Origin of the sequence: Polynucleobacter sp. MG-27-Goln-C1 (assembly GCF_018881905.1) — a bacterium.
Lineage (GTDB): Bacteria > Pseudomonadota > Gammaproteobacteria > Burkholderiales > Burkholderiaceae > Polynucleobacter.
Map to the genome: position 1 here is coordinate 212,540 of NZ_JACVPM010000001.1, position 17,502 is coordinate 230,041.

17 protein-coding genes are annotated in these 17,502 nt (G+C 47.3%); 11 read left to right on the top strand and 6 right to left on the bottom strand.

All coding sequences use genetic code 11. The annotated features are described in order from the left end of the window. Positions 1-19 precede the first annotated feature (19 nt). The 6 genes from fabZ (at position 20) to ICN14_RS01115 (ending at position 5,355) form a co-directional block, all read left to right on the top strand. Positions 20-469: a 3-hydroxyacyl-ACP dehydratase FabZ gene (gene fabZ, locus ICN14_RS01090; protein ID WP_015421422.1), complete on the top strand. Its 450-nt coding sequence runs from the start codon at positions 20-22 to the stop codon at positions 467-469. Then, entirely contained in the window at positions 469-1,266 is a 798-nt protein-coding gene (gene lpxA / locus ICN14_RS01095; RefSeq protein WP_216224227.1) for an acyl-ACP--UDP-N-acetylglucosamine O-acyltransferase, read from the top strand. The genes fabZ and lpxA overlap by 1 nt, the downstream gene beginning before the upstream one ends. 17 nt (positions 1,267-1,283) lie before the next feature. Beyond that, the gene (lpxB, locus tag ICN14_RS01100) at positions 1,284-2,486 is read left to right on the top strand and encodes a lipid-A-disaccharide synthase (protein WP_216224228.1); all 1,203 of its coding nucleotides are present in this window, start codon (positions 1,284-1,286) and stop codon (positions 2,484-2,486) included. Beyond that, positions 2,483-3,076, top strand: a complete 594-nt coding sequence (gene rnhB, locus ICN14_RS01105) for a ribonuclease HII (protein WP_216224231.1) — start codon at positions 2,483-2,485, stop codon at positions 3,074-3,076. The genes lpxB and rnhB overlap by 4 nt, the downstream gene beginning before the upstream one ends. 14 nt (positions 3,077-3,090) lie before the next feature. After that, on the top strand, positions 3,091-3,909 hold the full coding sequence (locus tag ICN14_RS01110; RefSeq protein WP_255535911.1) for an RNA methyltransferase: 819 nt from the start codon (positions 3,091-3,093) through the stop codon (positions 3,907-3,909). A gap of 126 nt (positions 3,910-4,035) precedes the next feature. After that, a complete protein-coding gene (locus tag ICN14_RS01115) occupies positions 4,036-5,355 on the top strand; it encodes an alpha/beta fold hydrolase (RefSeq protein WP_216224233.1) in 1,320 nt (439 codons plus the stop codon). A gap of 90 nt (positions 5,356-5,445) precedes the next feature. On the opposite strand, the gene ICN14_RS01120 is transcribed toward ICN14_RS01115, so the two are convergent. Beyond that, a complete protein-coding gene (locus tag ICN14_RS01120) occupies positions 5,446-6,273 on the bottom strand; it encodes a pyruvate, water dikinase regulatory protein (protein WP_216224234.1) in 828 nt (275 codons plus the stop codon). A 107-nt stretch (positions 6,274-6,380) separates the two neighbouring features. Here ICN14_RS01120 and ppsA point away from each other — a divergent pair, with 107 nt between their 5' ends. Then, the gene (ppsA, locus tag ICN14_RS01125) at positions 6,381-8,783 is read left to right on the top strand and encodes a phosphoenolpyruvate synthase (RefSeq protein WP_216224235.1); all 2,403 of its coding nucleotides are present in this window, start codon (positions 6,381-6,383) and stop codon (positions 8,781-8,783) included. An 80-nt stretch (positions 8,784-8,863) separates the two neighbouring features. On the opposite strand, the gene ICN14_RS01130 is transcribed toward ppsA, so the two are convergent. The 5 genes from ICN14_RS01130 to smpB all read right to left on the bottom strand — a co-directional run bounded on the left by ICN14_RS01130 (position 8,864) and on the right by smpB (position 13,582). Then, complete coding sequence (locus ICN14_RS01130; protein WP_216224237.1) at positions 8,864-9,745, bottom strand: proteasome-type protease; 882 nt, start codon at positions 9,743-9,745, stop codon at positions 8,864-8,866. Positions 9,746-9,806: 61 nt separating this feature from the next. Next, entirely contained in the window at positions 9,807-10,604 is a 798-nt protein-coding gene (locus tag ICN14_RS01135; RefSeq protein WP_216224238.1) for a transglutaminase family protein, read from the bottom strand. A gap of 8 nt (positions 10,605-10,612) precedes the next feature. After that, positions 10,613-11,593 (bottom strand): alpha-E domain-containing protein, encoded by a 981-nt coding sequence (locus ICN14_RS01140; protein ID WP_216224239.1) that lies wholly within the window; start codon positions 11,591-11,593, stop codon positions 10,613-10,615. Positions 11,594-11,608: 15 nt separating this feature from the next. After that, positions 11,609-13,021, bottom strand: coding sequence for a circularly permuted type 2 ATP-grasp protein (locus ICN14_RS01145; protein WP_216224240.1), 1,413 nt, complete (start codon positions 13,019-13,021; stop codon positions 11,609-11,611). Positions 13,022-13,129: 108 nt separating this feature from the next. Next, positions 13,130-13,582, bottom strand: coding sequence for an SsrA-binding protein SmpB (smpB, locus tag ICN14_RS01150; RefSeq protein ID WP_046330447.1), 453 nt, complete (start codon positions 13,580-13,582; stop codon positions 13,130-13,132). A gap of 26 nt (positions 13,583-13,608) precedes the next feature. Here smpB and ICN14_RS01155 point away from each other — a divergent pair, with 26 nt between their 5' ends. The 4 genes from ICN14_RS01155 to guaA are packed head-to-tail and all read left to right on the top strand — an operon-like array spanning position 13,609 to position 17,497. Then, a complete protein-coding gene (locus tag ICN14_RS01155; RefSeq protein ID WP_216133814.1) occupies positions 13,609-14,040 on the top strand; it encodes a type II toxin-antitoxin system RatA family toxin in 432 nt (143 codons plus the stop codon). Further along, complete coding sequence (locus ICN14_RS01160; RefSeq protein ID WP_216224241.1) at positions 14,033-14,383, top strand: RnfH family protein; 351 nt, start codon at positions 14,033-14,035, stop codon at positions 14,381-14,383. The genes ICN14_RS01155 and ICN14_RS01160 overlap by 8 nt, the downstream gene beginning before the upstream one ends. 26 nt (positions 14,384-14,409) lie before the next feature. Then, entirely contained in the window at positions 14,410-15,876 is a 1,467-nt protein-coding gene (guaB, locus tag ICN14_RS01165; RefSeq protein ID WP_216180643.1) for an IMP dehydrogenase, read from the top strand. Positions 15,877-15,889: 13 nt separating this feature from the next. Continuing rightward, entirely contained in the window at positions 15,890-17,497 is a 1,608-nt protein-coding gene (guaA, locus tag ICN14_RS01170; RefSeq protein ID WP_216224242.1) for a glutamine-hydrolyzing GMP synthase, read from the top strand. Positions 17,498-17,502: the final 5 nt, after the last annotated feature.

Sequence of the window (17,502 nt, forward strand, 5' to 3'; positions counted from 1 at the left end):
TTATTCAGCAGGTAAATACATGAGCAAACCTATCGCCATCGACATCAATCAAATTTTGAAGTTATTGCCACACCGTTACCCATTTTTATTGGTTGATCGGGTATTAGAGATTGAGCCTCGTCAAAGTATTACTGCTTTAAAGAATGTCACCATGAATGAGCCATTTTTCCAGGGGCACTTTCCAGATTTTCCAGTAATGCCTGGCGTCTTAATTATTGAGGCGTTAGCTCAAACTGCTGCCTTGCTAACATTCTCTGAGGTTAGAGAAGAGAATGCGATTTATTACTTTGCTGGTATTGATGGTGCTCGTTTTAAGAAGCCAGTATTACCTGGCGATCAACTTATCATGACCGCAAAGCTAGAGCGTGAGCGTGCTGGCATCTATAAATTTCAGGTGCAAGCTACTGTAGACGGTGAGTTGGCTGCAGAAGCCAATATCACTTGTGCTGTTCGTACGAAAGGTGCGTAATGACTCGGATTCATGCATCTGCAGTAGTAGATAGCAAAGCTGAGCTTGCTAGCGACGTAGAGATTGGTCCATATTCGGTTATTGGACCAAACGTGAAAATTGGCGCTGGTAGCAAGATTGGTTCTCATACTGTGATTGAGGGTTACACCACAATCGGTAAGGAAAATATATTTGCTCACTTTGCTGCAATTGGTGGCGCCCCTCAGGATATGAAATACCGCGGCGAACCAACTCAACTGATTATTGGCGACCGCAATACGATTCGTGAGTTCACGACTATTCATACTGGTACATCTCAGGATGAGGGTATTACCCGGATCGGTAATGACAACTGGATCATGGCTTATGTGCACATTGCACATGACTGCCAAATCGGTAACCACACGATTTTCTCAAGCAATGCACAAATTGCTGGCCACGTACAGGTGAGTGACTGGGCAATTATGGGCGGCATGTCAGGCGTTCATCAATTTGTTCGTATTGGCCAACATGCCATGCTGGGTGGTGCCTCTGCATTAGTGCAAGACATCCCACCATTTGTGATTGCAGCGGGAGATAAGGCTTCTCCACACGGCATTAATGTGGAAGGCCTCAAGCGTCGCGGCTTCTCAAGCGAAACGATTTCAGCATTGCGTCAGGCATATAAAGTCCTTTATAAAGACGGTCTCAGCTTCGAAGAGGCTAAGGTAGAGATTCAGAAGATGGCGCAAGCTAGTACATCTGATGCTGCTACCGCAGAAAAGCTGACAGAGTTTCATGACTTTATTGCCGCTTCCACGCGCGGCATTATTCGATAGAGTAGATCGAGTGTCTAGTGTCTAAGCTTGCTTGTGTTGCCGGAGAGCCTTCGGGCGACTTGCTGGCAGCGCCAGTACTCAGTGCGCTAAAGCAGATTCTGGATACTTCTAATTTGGAGGTTTACGGCATTGGCGGTCCGCGTATGCAGGCGGAGGGTCTAAGGTCTGATTGGCCTATGGAGACCCTCAGCGTTCGTGGTTACGTTGAGGCCATCAAGCAGCTGCCCGCTATTCTGAAGCTGCGCAAGGAGCTCATTAGCAATCTTACAGGTGACGGGCGTCCGGATGTCTATCTCGGTATTGATGCCCCTGATTTCAATTTAGGTGTCGAGTTAGCTTTGCGTAAAGCGGGCATTCCAACCCTGCATTTTGTTTCTCCATCAATTTGGGCCTGGCGAGCAGGGCGCATTACCAAGATCAAGCAAGCAGTTGAACGCATGCTCTGCATCTTCCCCTTTGAAACCGAGATCTATGAGCGCGCCGGGATTAGTGCGACTTATGTTGGGCACCCACTGGCTAGCGAGATTCCGCTTGAGCCAAATCCAGCCACAGCCAAAAAAAGAATCGAGCAAGTATTAAATCTATCTACCAATGCATTAAATGGAATTGTTGTCTCCGTCCTGCCGGGCAGTCGTGGTTCAGAAATTGAACTAATTGCACCAGTCTTTTTTGAAACCATGGCCGAGCTTGTGAAGCGCATGCCAGGCCAGCCTCTACATTTTGTGATCCCAGTAGCAACCCCACGCTTGCGAGCACCGCTTGAGGCTTTACTGAAAAACACGCTAGAGAAAAATCCAAACCTGAATATTAATTTGATCGATGGTGAGGCCGATGCAGTTCTTGAGGCTGCAGACGTTGTGCTGATTGCCAGTGGTACTGCAACCTTGCAAGCTGCACTCTGGAAAAAGCCCATGGTGATTTCCTACAAGGTACCTTGGTTGACCGCGCAGATTATGAAACGACAGGGCTATTTGCCTTATGTAGGTTTGCCGAATATCCTCTGCGGCGAGTTCGTTGTCCCAGAGCTTCTTCAGGATGATGCGACTCCAAGTAAATTGGCTGATGCTTTATTGACTTGGTTAAATAACCCCAACAAAGTTTCCCAATTAAAAACACGCTTTGCAGAAATGCATGAGACCTTGCGCAGACCAACCGGTTTATTGGTTGCGCAAGCTGTGGCACAAACGATTACTGCTGCTAAAAATCGGACTACTGTGTGAGTGTGATTTGGGTATGCGGTGTTGATGAGGCAGGCCGCGGTCCATTAGCGGGGGCGGTTGTTGCCGGTGCTGTCGTTCTTGATCCCGACAATCCTATTGCTGGTTTAAAAGATTCTAAGAAGTTATCAGCTGCCAGACGCGAGTTTCTGTTTGAGCAAATTCAGCTTAAAGCAAAAGCCTGGGGTATCGGCGAAGCGAGCCCAGCAGAGATCGATGAAATCAATATTCTGCAGGCGACAATGTTGGCAATGCGTCGTGCAATTGAGGATCTGACTACACGTTTAGGCGGTTGGCCAGACAAGGCATTGATTGATGGGAATCGCTGCCCAGAGCTCCCGATTTCTGCAGAAGCTATTGTCAAAGGTGATACCAAAGAGCCTGCTATTTCAGCGGCATCGATCTTGGCTAAAGTCACGCGAGATCGTCAAATGATGGCTTTACATGAATTGCACCCACAATATGGATTTGCTCAACATATGGGATATCCAACAGAGGCGCATTTTTCTGCCTTAAAGGAATTTGGTGCCTGCGACCAACATCGCCGCAGCTTCTCACCAGTTCGCAATGTCTTAGCTCTGCATAGTCGATAATCCCAGCTATGAAGATGGAATTTATCAGCTCAAAAGACAATTCCTTATTTAAGGAAATTCGTCAATTACAAGCTACTGGCCCTAAAGGCCAAAAGGCGAGATTTGCTTGCGGCCAGGCTTTGCTGGAAGGTATTCATTTAGTGCAAACTTGGGTTGGCAATTCAGCGCTCAAGACCTTGATTACCTCTGAATTGGGTTTGCAGAATCCTGAGATCGCCCAAGCCGTCTACGACCATATAGAAATTTGTCCGGAGACTCGCGTTTATCAATTGGATAAAGGTCTTTGGGATTTGCTATCTGATTTGGTGAATGCTCCGCAAATTGCGGGATTGCTAGATCTTCCTGAATCCGCCTTAAACCCACAAAAGTCGTTTGCGACGATTTCTGGGGATGTGATTATTTTGGATCGCATTCAAGATGCCGGTAATGTTGGCTCTATCTTGCGCACTGCAGCTGCAGCCGGCTTTACACAGGTGATCGCATTATCTGGTTGCGCTCACCTGTGGTCAAGCAAGGTATTGCGTGCTGGCATGGGTGCCCACCGCTTACTAGATCTTTACGAAGGGTGGTCAAGCTCACAAGTACTCAGTGCCGTAACGGCGCCTTTACTGGCCGCTACTGCTGATGGAGAACGAGATCTCTTCAATATGCCCAAGGTATTGATTCATCCAGTTGCTTGGGTAATGGGAAGCGAAGGGCAGGGTGTTTCTGAAGACCTCATGGCTCAAGCTAAAGGCGTATCAATCCCAATTGACCCAAGAGTGGAATCACTCAACGTATCTACTGCAGCGGCAGTATGTTTGTTCGAGACACTCAGGGTGAGGCGCGCTTAGATAGTAGTTTTTTCACGAGGGGCCGCTTTCGGCCATTTAGAGGCGTTCAACTTATTCAATGCATTGGGTTAAGCCCCTGAAAAATGGTGTTTAATATGACTTTTATAACCAAAATTCAACTAGACCATGCAAAAAACTCCCAGCCTTTTAGCATTCGTTCTCGGCGCAGTCCTAAGTATTCTTTCTGCGGCTGTATATGCTGAGCCGCCCGTAGCTCCTTTTTATGAATCAGTTGCAAAGATCAGCCCAAATGGCAAGCTGGGACAAATTGTCAAGCAAGAGAAAATCAATACACCTATAAAAGGTGCTCAGGCATGGAAGATTGCCTATGTTTCATCTGATGTACTTGGCAAGAAAACGATCTCAACTGGATTGTTGGTTGCTCCAGTGGGTTCGGCACCTAAAGAGGGTAGACCAATCATGGCATGGTCTCATGGTACTACAGGGGCTGCGCAAAATTGTGGGCCATCTCAAATTATTAATCCAGCCGTACCTCTAAATGAATACTTTCTAGTTGGTGGAAATTCTTGGACCGATTACGGCATACCGAGGGTGCAAGAATTTATTAATGAGGGATATGTAGTAGTTGCAACCGATTATCAGGGTCAAGGTGGTGGCGGTGTTCATCAATATGCAGTTGCAGTTACACAGTCGCACGACCTTATTAATTCTGCTCGTGCTGCAAGCTCGGCGAAAGAGGTTGGCGCAGGTAAAAAGGTGGTTGCCTATGGATGGTCTCAGGGTGGCGGCTCAGTTTTAAATGCCGCCGGTTCACCCGAATATATTTCCCAAACTGGAACAGCCGCAGATGGCATTACATTTGCAGGTTTTGTGGCTTTGGCTCCTTACGATATGGCGGCAAGTTTGCCAAAGGGCGATATTGACCAAGCTACGGCAGACAAAGTGATGGGTGAACTTCAGAAATCATTCTCTACAGATATTCTGAGCTTTGCTCATTTCTCAATGGCTTTATATGGAACTCAGTCTGCATATTCCAATTTAAAACTTTCTGATTTGTTGACGGATGAAGGAGTGAGAGTAGTTCAAGAGGTTTATGGAAATAAATGTGTACATGCTGCCGCTGACACCATTGTTTTTTCGTACGGCAAAGATTTTACAAAGTTGCTAAAACCAATGCCGACAAATACACGCGCTTGGGTACAGGCATTCGTTAAGAGTTCTGTACCTCCAGTCAATCCAGTTGCGCCTGTAGTAATCTATTGGGGAACTAAAGATACAACACAGCCACCTATTCAGGGCAAGCTCTATCAGATTCAAATGTGCAAGTCTGGTGCTAACGTGACACGAGTGCAACTGCCAGGTGAACAATCTCACTTCACCACACCTGGGACGGCCGGACCCTTCTTTCAGGAGTGGATTAAGGATCGCCTGGCTGGTAAGCCTGCAACAAATAATTGCGCGGAAGCAGCGCAGTTACCGAGTTAATTAATCAAATCTATTTAAGAAAACCACCTTCGGGTGGTTTTTCTTTGAGTGTCCGCTTTGGGTCGAAAGCAGACCCTGAAGGTGACTTTTCTAGCCTAAGATTGTTTTATCTGACTTAATAGATTGCAATACAGTTGTAGCAATCTCTTCAATCGATTTGCTGGTTGTTGCCACCCAAGGAATAGATTCCTTTTTCATCATGGCGGTGGCTTCATTAATCTCGTAGCGACAGTTTTCCAACTTCGCGTAATTGCTACCAGGACGACGCTCGTTACGAATCTCTGACAAGCGCTCAGCATCGATCATGAGGCCAAAAATCTTGCTGCGGTAGGGGATTAAGTCTTTTGGAAGTTGGCCACGTTCAAAGTCCTCTGGGATAAGAGGGTAGTTGGCTGCTTTCATGCCATATTGCATTGCCAAATACAGGCTAGTTGGCGTTTTACCCACTCGAGATATTCCAACTAGAATGACATCCGCTTCCGCTAGATTGCGGTTGGACTGGCCATCATCGTGGGCCAGGGAATAGTTGATAGCTTCAATACGGTTTTTATAGGCCTCAGTATCCGCATTATGGTGCAGGCGGTTCATGGCATGGGTTGACTTAACCCCAAGGGCTTGCTCTAAAGGCGCCACAAAAGTCTGGAACATGTCCAAAATTAAGCCATTAGCCTTACCGACAATCTTATTGAGTTCTGGATTCACCAAAGTGGTGAAAACGATGGGCTGAACCCCATATTTGGTGGCTGCCTGATTGATGCTAGAAACGGCGTCATGGGCTTTTTCAGGGCTATCCACAAAAGGCACCCGAATGTGCTTAAAAGTGGCCTCAAATTGGGCCAAAATCGACTGGCTGAAGTTCTCGGCGGTAATTCCGGTGCCATCAGAAACGATAAAAACAATGCGGGTTTGGGTAGACATGAGATTGGCCTAAAAAATCGTGGTCAGCACTACAATATGTAGTTAATGAAGTATGCCGTATTTTATTCGGCCGCTCGACCAGTTTCCTTATCTTTAGAGAGTATTTTATGTCCAACCAACAGCAACAAAGTAACGATGTAGCAAATGCCTATGTTTTGCCTTTTGAGCAACTCCGAATGACTGATGTTGAGTCCGTCGGCGGTAAAAATGCTTCACTTGGTGAAATGATTTCTCAGTTGTCGTCCACAGGTGTACGTGTACCTACTGGATTTGCAACTACATCATTGGCGTTTCGTGATTTCTTAGAGCACAACAATTTGACTGAGCGCATTCAAAAGCGCTTGGAAAATCTCAATATTGATGATGTGCGCGCTCTAGCTGAAGCTGGCAAAGAAATTCGTGGCTGGATTGAGACCGCTCCATTTCAAGCACGTCTTGATGAAGAGATTCGTACAGCGTTTAAAAAATTAGATGACTCTGGCAAAGGTTCTTTTGCAGTGCGTTCCTCTGCAACTGCAGAGGATTTGCCTGATGCCTCATTTGCCGGACAACAAGAAACCTTCTTGAACGTTGAGGGCATTGACGATGTTTTAAAGAAGATTCGTGAAGTATTTGCCTCCTTGTATAACGATCGTGCGATTTCTTACCGCGTTCACAAGGGCTTTGCCCATGCTGAAGTAGCCTTGTCTGCTGGTATTCAGCGTATGGTCCGCTCAGACTTAGGTGCAGCTGGCGTAATGTTTACCTTGGATACCGAATCTGGCTTTGAAGATGTCGTGTTTATTACCTCAAGCTATGGCTTGGGTGAGACAGTGGTGCAGGGTGCAGTGAACCCGGATGAGTTCTATGTATTCAAAACAACTTTGGCCCAAGATAAGAAGGCGATTATTCGTCGCTCCTTAGGTTCCAAGTTAATTCAGATGCAATTCGCCCCAGCAGGTTCTGCTGAGAAAGTAATGACTGTAGATGTTGCTCCAGAGAAACGTAATCGTTTTTCATTGGAAGACGCAGACATTACTGAATTAGCAAAATATGCCGTCATCATTGAGAAGCACTACGGTCGTCCAATGGATATCGAGTGGGGTAAGGATGGTCAAGATGGCCGTATTTACATCCTGCAAGCACGTCCAGAGACAGTAAAGAGCCAAGCTGCTGGCCAAGTGGAAATGCGTTACAAGCTAAAGGGCACATCCAAGGTTCTTGCTAAAGGCCGTGCGATTGGTCAAAAGATTGGTGCAGGCCCGGTTCGCGTGATTCGCGACCCAAGCGAGATGGATCGCGTACAGCCAGGCGACGTATTAGTAGCCGATATGACTGACCCTAACTGGGAGCCAGTAATGAAGCGCGCTTCCGCGATTGTGACTAACCGTGGTGGACGTACTTGTCACGCGGCGATTATTGCTCGTGAGTTGGGTGTTCCTGCAGTGGTCGGTTGCGGTGATGCGACAGAGCATCTACAAGACGGCATGATGGTTACCGTCTCTTGCGCAGAAGGCGACGAAGGTCATATTTATGATGGCTTGATTGAGACTGAAGTGACTGAAGTTTCTCGCGGCGTATTGCCAGAGATTCCAGTGAAGATCACCATGAATATTGGTAATCCTCAGTTGGCATTTGATTTCTGCCAAATCCCAAATGCTGGTGTTGGCTTAGCCCGTCTCGAGTTCATCATCAATAACTATATTGGTGTGCATCCACGCGCTGTGTTGGAGTACCCAAATATTGATCCTGATCTCAAGCGCGCTGTAGAAAGTGTTGCTCGCGGTTATGCAAGCCCACGTCAGTTCTACGAAGATAAATTGGTTGAAGGTGTGGCAACGATTGCCGCCGCTTTCTATCCAAAACCAGTGATCGTTCGCTTGTCTGACTTTAAGTCGAATGAGTACAAGAAGCTTATTGGCGGTTCACGCTATGAGCCGGATGAAGAGAATCCAATGCTCGGTTTCCGTGGCGCATCCCGTTACGTATCGGCAGATTTCGGCGAAGCTTTTGCCTTAGAGTGCGCTGCGATGAAGCGTGTTCGTGAAGATATGGGCTTGGATAACGTTGAGATCATGGTGCCATTCGTGCGCACCATCAAACAAGCTGAGCGCGTGATCGACATGATGGCGAAGTTCGGTCTCAAGCGTGGTGAAAAAGGCTTGCGCCTGATCATGATGTGTGAGATTCCTTCAAATGCTATTTTGGCTGATCAATTCCTCGAGCATTTCGATGGATTCTCAATCGGCTCAAACGATATGACCCAGCTCACTTTGGGTCTGGATCGCGACTCCGGCATGGAATTGCTGGCAATTGACTTTGATGAGCGCGACCCTGCGGTTGAGTTCATGATTGCCCGCTCTATTGATGCTTGCCGCAAACAAAATAAATACGTTGGTATTTGCGGTCAAGGTCCTTCAGATCATCCAGACTTCGCACGTTGGTTGGTTGCCAAGGGTATTACTTCAATCTCCCTCAATCCAGATAGCGTAGTAGCTACTTGGGAAATGTTGGGCAAGAAAGAAGCTTAATTAGCTCCCGCTAATCACTAGCAAGATGTGAAAAAGGCCTAGAGAGATCTAGGCCTTTTGTCTTTTAATGACTATCTAAACTAGCGCTTAGCTTTGGTAACTATTTTTTTCTTTGGGCTAGCTTTAGCTGCAGTCTTAAGCGGCGCAGCTACTTTCTTTACGGCTTTGCTAGCGCGATGAATGGGCACCGCACCCATCTTCTTGGCGGGTAAAGCAATTGCACGCGAAGGGGTCGCTCCAGACCAGCTTGGCTCCGCAATAGAGTTAAATGCTGAGCGTAATTTCTCACCCCAGAGCTGATGAATCATCTGGAAGTAGGGGTTGGACTCATCCATCGTCACCAGCTTACTGGCTTGCAATGAGTTCTTTTCATAGACCATCAAGTCCAGCGGTAGACCCACGGAAATATTACTGTTGAGGGTGGAGTCCATTGAGATCAGGGCGCACTTGGTAGCTAAATTTAGCGGGGTATCAAAGGTAATGACCCTATCTAAGATTGGCTTACCGTATTTAGACTCCCCAATTTGAAAGTAACAAGTCTCAGGTGTTGCTTCAATAAAGTTGCCGGCTGAGTAGATATTGAAGAGTCTTGGGCGCTCGCCCTTAATTTGCCCACCAAAGATCAGGTTGCAATTGAAATCAATGCCTGCTTTTTCTAGTGCTTTGTGATCTCTGTCGTAAACCTGCTTAATTGCATCGCCAATGACAACGGCTGCATCGTGCGTGCTATCTACATTCCATAGGTTCTTACCATTCAAGAGTTGGCCTTGCAGCAAGATCTCTTTCACAGCCTGGGTGATGGCAAGATTGCCAGCGCTCATGAGGGTGAAAAAGCGATCTTTATCCTTTTGGAATAAGGACATCTTTCTGAATGTGCCAATCTGATCGACGCCCGCATTGGTGCGAGTATCGGATAAAAATACCAAGCCATCTTTTAGGCAAAGCCCAACGCAATACGTCATCCTGCAACCCCTTTAATTATTTCTTTGGATTATCTCTTACTTGGCTTTACTGAGGGCTGTATTAGCTCGGTTGAGTGATGGAGATGGTCGCACTTAACTCTTCACCGCCTCCACCAGAGCGTACCCCCTTAACGGGTGCTGCCGAGTAGTAATCCCTGCCTATCGCTAGGCGAACATGGCGCTCATCAGTGAAGCAGGCATTGGTGATATCAATGCTTGTCCATAGACCCCGTTCAATGTCAATGCAGAAATCAACCCAGGCATGGCTAGCCAGGTTTGGTGAATCTTCGGCAAAGAAATAGCCGCTCACATAACGTGCCGGAATGTTTGAGGCGCGACACAGGCCTAACATGATGTGGGCATGATCTTGGCAGACACCAGCTTTCATGGCAAAAGATTGGGCAGCAGTGGTGGCGGAATTCGTTTGCCCTGGGAAATACAGAATAGTTCCCTGTACTGCGGCAGCCAACTCTAAAACTTCATCAATGGTATTTTTCTTTGGGAGTGATGCCGAGAAGAACTCCAGCATTTCAGCTGTGGGTTCAGTCAAATTCGTTTGTTGGAGCAAGTGGTAAGGTGAAACCGCCTTAGGATCATCAATAAACTCAAAAGCATCTTGAGTATGAACATCACCCTCAGCTTCAATCATCATTGAGGTGTAGGAGCTCTCTTGAACAAAAACGCTGTAGAGATTTCCAAAGGCATCGAGTGAAGTGCTTGCCTTAATCGGCGTGCTGACTTTCCACTTTTCAATAGCTTGGCCAGCCACATTAGGTGGCGTGAGGCGTAACTCTTGAATGGAGTAACGCACCGGCGTTTCATAGCGGTATTCTGTGCGGTGACGAATCTTGAGGTGCATAAGGATCTTTAGGCTACAGCTAATGGTATGAGATAAGCATTACTGAATTCATCAGCAATATGATTGATGCGCTCCAGGAACTCTTCAATAAATTCTTCTAATCCTTGAGAAAAGACTTCATCAATATCGGAATAATCTAAGCTTGCTTTGAGCTTGCCAAGTAGGCGTTCAATTTCTTTAGATTGCTGATTCTTCACTTCTGAAATCAATGGAATCAGTTCATTGACACAGCTCACCAAAGAGCGAGGCATTTGCTTATTGAAAATCAAGAGTTGTGCGACTTGCTTAGGAGTCACTTGATCTGAATAGATTTGGCGATAGATTTCAAAGGCAGAAACTGAGCGAAGCAGCGCAGCCCAGTGATAGAAGTCAAAGAAATCACCATCTGCTCCATCAGCGTCCACCTTTTTATCCGTGCGCAATACTTTAAGCGTCGCCTGATCTTCGTATTTGGTTTCTAGGATACGGGCAGTGTTATCAGCGCGCTCTAATAAGGTGCCTACATTCATAAAATAGAAGGCTTCATTCTTGAGCATCGTACCGTGCATCACACCCCGAAATAGATGGCAGCGATGCTTTACCCATTCGAGTAGTCGACTAGGGTCTGCTTGATTTCTAGCTTCCAGAATGCGTTGTAACTCTAACCAAGTGGTATTTTGTGTTTCCCATGCTTCTGAGGTAATTCTTCCGCGAATGACGCGGGCATTCTCACGGGCAGCAAATAAACAAGACACGATACTGGATGGATTGCTAGTTTCATAAATCATGAAGTCCAAGACATTCTCACGAGTCACTACATCGTATTTCTCCAAGAAGGATTCTTCGAGCTTGGAGATGGTGAGCAACTTCTTCCAGCTCTGCTCTAAAAACTCTGCCGGCTGCGGGAGTAGAGAGGTTTGGTGGTTGACGTCCAGCATACGGGCAGTGTTTTCTGCGCGTTCTGTATAGCGGGCCATCCAGTACAAGCAATCAGCGGTACGACTCAACATATTTACTTATCCCTTTTATTCTTCTAGAACCCAGGTGTCTTTAGTGCCGCCACCCTGTGAGGAGTTCACAACTAAAGATCCTTCTTTAAGGGCAACACGAGTCAGGCCGCCTGGAACCATCTTGATTGTTTTGCCTGATAGTACAAATGGACGCAAATCAATATGGCGTGGCGCAACGCCAGATTCAACAAAGGTTGGGCAGGTAGACAGTGCAAGTGTTGGCTGTGCGATGTATTTATCTGGATTGGCAATCAAATGACCGCGGAATTCTTCAATCTCTGCTTTAGTGGATGCTGGTCCAACCAGCATGCCGTAGCCGCCAGCACCATGCGTTAACTTCACTACCAACTTGTCTAAGTTAGCCAAGGTGTAGGCGAGATCATCGGGTTTGCGACACTGGAAAGTCGGCACATTATTCAGGATGGGTTTTTCACCCAAATAGAACTCAATCATGTCCGGTACGTAAGGGTAGATGGACTTATCATCCGCAATACCAGTACCAATTGCATTGGCTAAGGTTACATTGCCTGCACGATGCGCAGAGAGTAATCCAGCAACGCCTAAGGTTGAATCGGAGCGAAATGCAAGGGGATCTAAGAAGTCATCATCGACACGGCGGTAAATTACATCGACCCGCTCAGGGCCTTGAGTGGTCCGCATAAAGACTTGCTCATTCTTCACAAATAAATCTTTACCTTCCACCAATTCAACGCCCATTTGTTGAGCAAGGTAGCTGTGTTCAAAATAAGCGGAGTTGTACATACCTGGTGTGAGTACTACGACATTGGGTTTCTTGACGTCATCAGGCTTGACTGACTTCAGGCACTCCAATAGAAAGTCGGGATAGTGCTCGACAGGGGCAACCCGATACTTTTGAAATAGATCCGGGAAGAGTCGCATCATCATCTTGCGATCCTCAACCATATAAGAAACGCCAGATGGAACACGCAGGTTATCTTCTAGTACGTAGAACTCGCCTTCACCAGCGCGCACGATATCAATCCCGGCGATCTGAGCATAAATATCTCGCGGCACGTTGACATTGCGCATCTCAGGACGATATTGCGCGTTGTTATAAATCTGCTCAGCAGGAATAATTCCGGCTTTGATAATTTCTTCTTCGTGATAGACGTCATAAATAAAGCGATTGAGTGCTTTAACCCGTTGACGCAGACCAGCCTCCAGCTGCTCCCACTCCTTAGCGGTAAAGATGCGAGGCACTTGATCAAACGGAATAGTTCTCTCAGACCCAAGATCATCTCCATAGACGGCAAAGGTAATGCCAACTCGTCGAAAAATCAGGTCAGCCTCGGCCCGCTTGAGACCCATGAGGGTGTCACTCTGCTGCTTAAGCCAGTTATGGAAAATTTGGTAATGGGGACGCGCTTTTCCGCTGGCGTCGAGCATTTCGTCAAAAGGCAATTTCATAGTTACAAACTAATGCCTTTGGCTTAACTGCGCTAGTGGATATGGGGCAGCATGGTGCCAATATGCACTATATTGGTGCATAAATGGCTTGGGAGCATGCTGCAGGACTCAGGCGTTGAGGTCGCCTCGAGCAATTCGACCTTTTTGCACTTCCCATTCACGCTCCTTAGTGGCTGCACGCTTGTCATGCTGCTTCTTACCTCGGGCTAGCCCAATCTCGCACTTCACATTACCTTTGGAGAAATGCAGATTCAATGGAACGAGGGTGTAGCCCTTTTGTTCAACTTTGCCGATGAGTTTTTTAATCTCGATCGCATTGAGAAGAAGTTTGCGGGTGCGGGTGCTGTCTGGGACGATATGAGTTGAGGCTGATAGCAGTGGGGTGATGTGACAGCCGATCAGGAATAGCTCCGCCTGACGGATGACGACATACGCTTCTTTGACGTGGACTCGACCAGCGCGGATGGCTTTTACTTCCCAGCCCTCCAGAACTAGTCCTGCCTCGAACCGTTCCTCGATAAAATAATCGAAGAAGGCTTTTTTGTTATCGACGATACTCATATTTATTTAGCTTCTCAAGATCGATTATGGCAGACGTCTACAAGACCGTTTTAATTGGCCAATCAGCCGACCGCATGTATGGCTTGGTAACTGACGTTGCGCGCTACCCAGAATTCTTACCGTGGTGTGGCGGGGTGGAAATTTTTGAGCAAACTGAGACTGTTTTGGATGCCAAAATCAATATCCACTTCAAGGGTATTAATCAGTACTTTCATACCCGGAACATCAATCACCGCCCTGAAACCATTGATATGGTCTTTGTAGATGGGCCATTCAAGCATTTTTCTGGGCAGTGGAACTTCATTCCTCTTAAGGAAGATGCCTGTAAGGTCGAGTTCAAGCTCCATTGGGAGTTTAAAAGCGTCATCCTGGATAAGATCATTGGCCCAGTATTTGGCCATATTGCAGGCACCTTTGTGGATTGCTTCGTAAAGCGAGCCGAAGACCTCTATGGCTAATCAGTCCATGGAGATTTGGATTTGCGATGCCCGCCTAGGTGAGGCCAAACTAAACCCCTTCACGCTCCATTTATCTTCATCCGAGGCCCCTACAGTGGGTCTAGCCTTGGTGAAAGCCGGTATCGCCCAAGGCTCCGATGATCCTATCTTGGCAAGAAAGGGCTGTTTTGGCGTCTTTGGCAAGCGTAAGGACTGGGATAGCCCTATTTACGAGGGTGATCGTCTGGAGTTGTATTCAGTACTCCTAGTGGACCCCAAAGCCGTTCGCCGCAAGAAGGCCAACCAGAACCAAGATGCTAAATTCCAGGCTGCCGCAGCTAAAAGAAAGGCTAGGAGGCTATAATCGGTTTTTGCGACTAGGGGTTTTGCATGCGACTCATTCAAAAAGCACTCACTTTTGACGATGTGCTCCTCGTACCGGCTTATTCTTCGGTACTCCCTCGAGATGCCAGCTTGGCAAGTAAGTTAACTCGAGATATTTCACTAAACACACCGTTGGTGTCCGCAGCTATGGATACCGTCACCGAAGGCCGCTTGGCAATTGCCATGGCCAGTGAAGGTGGTATTGGTATTGTTCATAAAAATCTCAAGCCTGCTGAGCAGGCTAGGGAAGTGGCCAAGGTCAAACGTTACGAATCCGGCATTTTGCGCGATCCGATTACAGTCGGCCCTGATGTCACGCTTCGTCAAGTTATTCAACTTTCCCGTGAGCATGGCTTTTCTGGTTTCCCAGTTCTGACTGGCAAAGAAGTGGTGGGCATTATTACCAACCGCGACTTGCGCTTTGAGGAAGACTTGGATGCGCCAGTGAAAACAAAGATGACTCCGCGTGAGCGCTTGATCACGGTAAAAGAAGGTTGCTCCCTTGAAGAGGCGAAGCGTTTGATGAGTCAGCATCGCTTAGAGCGCGTGCTGGTAGTTAACGACAAGTTTGAATTACGCGGCTTAATTACCGTAAAAGATATCTTGAAAGCTACCGAGCATCCAAATGCTTGTAAAGATAGCGAAGGTAAGTTGCGCGTTGGCGCTGCCGTTGGCGTAGGCCCTGATAACGATGAGCGTATTGAACTCTTGGTTCGCGCAGGCGTTGATGTGATTGTGGTGGATACCGCTCACGGGCATAGCCAAGGTGTATTGGATCGCGTTAAGTGGGTTAAGAAAAATTATCCTCACGTGCAAGTGATTGGCGGCAACATTGCCACTGGCGATGCTGCTAGAGCATTGGCTGACCATGGTGCTGACGGCGTGAAAGTCGGCATTGGTCCCGGCTCTATCTGCACAACCCGAATTGTTGCTGGTGTAGGCGTTCCGCAGATTAGTGCGATTGTGAATGTGGCTGCTGCACTCAAAGGCACAGGTATTCCGTTAATTGCTGACGGCGGTGTGCGTTATTCCGGTGACGTTGCTAAGGCCTTAGCTGCTGGCGCAAGTTCCGTCATGATGGGCGGTATGTTTGCTGGTACTGAAGAAGCTCCTGGTGAAGTGTTCTTATATCAAGGTCGTTCATACAAGAGCTATCGCGGTATGGGTTCTTTGGGCGCGATGGCGGATGGTTCCGCTGATCGTTATTTCCAGAGTGATATCAGCGCTGCAAACGCAGAGAAGTTGGTGCCTGAAGGTATTGAAGGTCAGGTGCCTTATAAAGGTAGTGTCCTTGCCATCTTGCATCAACTGACTGGTGGTATTCGTTCTTCAATGGGCTATCTTGGTTGCAAGACGATTGATGAACTTCATGAGAAAGCGAATTTTGTGGAAATCACTTCAGCGGGCGTACGCGAGTCACACGTTCATGATGTGAAGATCACTAAGGAAGCACCAAATTACCACATTGATTAAGGCTGTTCCTTTCGTGCACGACAAAATACTGATTCTCGACTTTGGTTCACAAGTCACCCAATTAATTGCTAGACGCGTGCGTGATGCTCGCGTCTACTCTGAAATTCATCCTTACGATTGCGATCCAGAGTTCATTCGAAAATTCATTCAAGAGCAGGGTGGTAAGGGAATCATTCTTTCGGGTGGACCAAGTTCCGTTACCGAAGAGGGAAGTCCTCGTGCACCGCAAATCGTTTTTGAACTAGGCGTTCCTGTTTTGGGCATTTGCTACGGCATGCAAACCATGGCTACCCAACTGGGTGGAGCTGTTGCTTCCGCTGAATCCTTGGGTAAAGCCCGTGAGTTTGGCTACTCTGAAGTACGTGCCCATGGCCATACTAATTTGCTGAAAGGCATTCAGGATTTTTCCACTAGTGAAGGCCACGGCATTCTGAAAGTATGGATGAGTCACGGCGACTCCGTAACGAGGTTGCCACCATCATTTAAGTTAATGGCTTCAACAGAGTCTTGTCCGATTGCCGGCATGGCTGACGAAGATCGTCGTTTCTATGCATTCCAATTCCACCCTGAAGTAACGCATACCCTGCAAGGTGAAGCGATCTTGGCTCGCTTTGTGCATGAGATCTGCAAGTGCAAGCCAGACTGGGTGATGGGCGACTACATTAGCGAAGCTGTTGAGCATATTCGCAAGCAAGTTGGCGATGAAGAGGTCATCCTTGGTTTATCCGGCGGTGTTGACTCGAGCGTAGCTGCGGCATTAATCCATCGCGCGATTGGTGAGCAACTCACTTGTGTATTTGTTGATCATGGTTTGCTTCGTTTAAACGAAGGCGACATGGTCATGGAAATGTTTGCCCGAAACCTCGGTGTCAAAGTCATTCGCGTAGATGCTAAAGAGAAGTTTATGTCTGAGCTTGCTGGTGTTGCTGACCCAGAAGCCAAGCGCAAAATTATTGGCAAAGAATTCGTTGAGATTTTCCAAGTTGAGTCTGGCAAGATTCAAAATGCTAAGTGGCTTGCTCAAGGCACTATTTATCCAGACGTCATTGAGTCTGCTGGCAAAGGTAAAAAGGGCGCCCATACGATTAAGAGTCACCACAATGTGGGTGGCTTGCCTGAAGACATGCATCTCAAGCTGCTTGAGCCATTGCGTGAATTATTTAAAGATGAAGTGCGCGAACTCGGCGTAGCCTTAGGATTACCGCGCGAGATGGTGTATCGCCATCCATTTCCAGGCCCGGGTCTTGGAGTTCGCATCTTGGGTGAAGTCAAGGATGAGTTTGCAAGTCTTTTACAGCGTGCTGATGCGATCTTCATTGAAGAGTTGCGCAACACGATTGATGAAGCAAGTCAAAAATCTTGGTATGACCTCACTAGTCAAGCCTTTGCAGTGTTCTTGCCAGTGAAATCTGTAGGCGTTATGGGTGACGGTAGAACCTATGAGTATGTTGTCGCTCTCAGAGCCGTTCAAACTCAAGACTTTATGACTGCGCATTGGGCTCACTTGCCCCATGATTTGCTAGGCAAGGTATCGAATCGAATCATCAATGAAGTGCGTGGCATCAATCGCGTGGTCTACGACATCAGCGGAAAACCTCCAGCAACTATCGAGTGGGAATAGGCGAC

What these genes read in the sequence shown, in the direction of transcription:
- ICN14_RS01140 (WP_216224239.1), bottom strand. Translation starts at nt 11,593, where the DNA reads ATGTTGAGTCGTACCGCTGATTGCTTGTACTGGATGGCCCGCTATACA.
- smpB (WP_046330447.1), bottom strand. Translation starts at nt 13,582, where the DNA reads ATGAGTATCGTCGATAACAAAAAAGCCTTCTTCGATTATTTTATCGAG.
- ICN14_RS01155 (WP_216133814.1), top strand. Translation starts at nt 13,609, where the DNA reads ATGGCAGACGTCTACAAGACCGTTTTAATTGGCCAATCAGCCGACCGC.
- ICN14_RS01145 (WP_216224240.1), bottom strand. Translation starts at nt 13,021, where the DNA reads ATGAAATTGCCTTTTGACGAAATGCTCGACGCCAGCGGAAAAGCGCGT.
- ppsA (WP_216224235.1), top strand. Translation starts at nt 6,381, where the DNA reads ATGTCCAACCAACAGCAACAAAGTAACGATGTAGCAAATGCCTATGTT.
- ICN14_RS01110 (WP_255535911.1), top strand. Translation starts at nt 3,091, where the DNA reads ATGGAATTTATCAGCTCAAAAGACAATTCCTTATTTAAGGAAATTCGT.
- ICN14_RS01135 (WP_216224238.1), bottom strand. Translation starts at nt 10,604, where the DNA reads ATGCACCTCAAGATTCGTCACCGCACAGAATACCGCTATGAAACGCCG.
- fabZ (WP_015421422.1), top strand. Translation starts at nt 20, where the DNA reads ATGAGCAAACCTATCGCCATCGACATCAATCAAATTTTGAAGTTATTG.
- ICN14_RS01120 (WP_216224234.1), bottom strand. Translation starts at nt 6,273, where the DNA reads ATGTCTACCCAAACCCGCATTGTTTTTATCGTTTCTGATGGCACCGGA.
- ICN14_RS01115 (WP_216224233.1), top strand. Translation starts at nt 4,036, where the DNA reads ATGCAAAAAACTCCCAGCCTTTTAGCATTCGTTCTCGGCGCAGTCCTA.
- ICN14_RS01160 (WP_216224241.1), top strand. Translation starts at nt 14,033, where the DNA reads ATGGCTAATCAGTCCATGGAGATTTGGATTTGCGATGCCCGCCTAGGT.
- guaB (WP_216180643.1), top strand. Translation starts at nt 14,410, where the DNA reads ATGCGACTCATTCAAAAAGCACTCACTTTTGACGATGTGCTCCTCGTA.
- lpxA (WP_216224227.1), top strand. Translation starts at nt 469, where the DNA reads ATGACTCGGATTCATGCATCTGCAGTAGTAGATAGCAAAGCTGAGCTT.
- ICN14_RS01130 (WP_216224237.1), bottom strand. Translation starts at nt 9,745, where the DNA reads ATGACGTATTGCGTTGGGCTTTGCCTAAAAGATGGCTTGGTATTTTTA.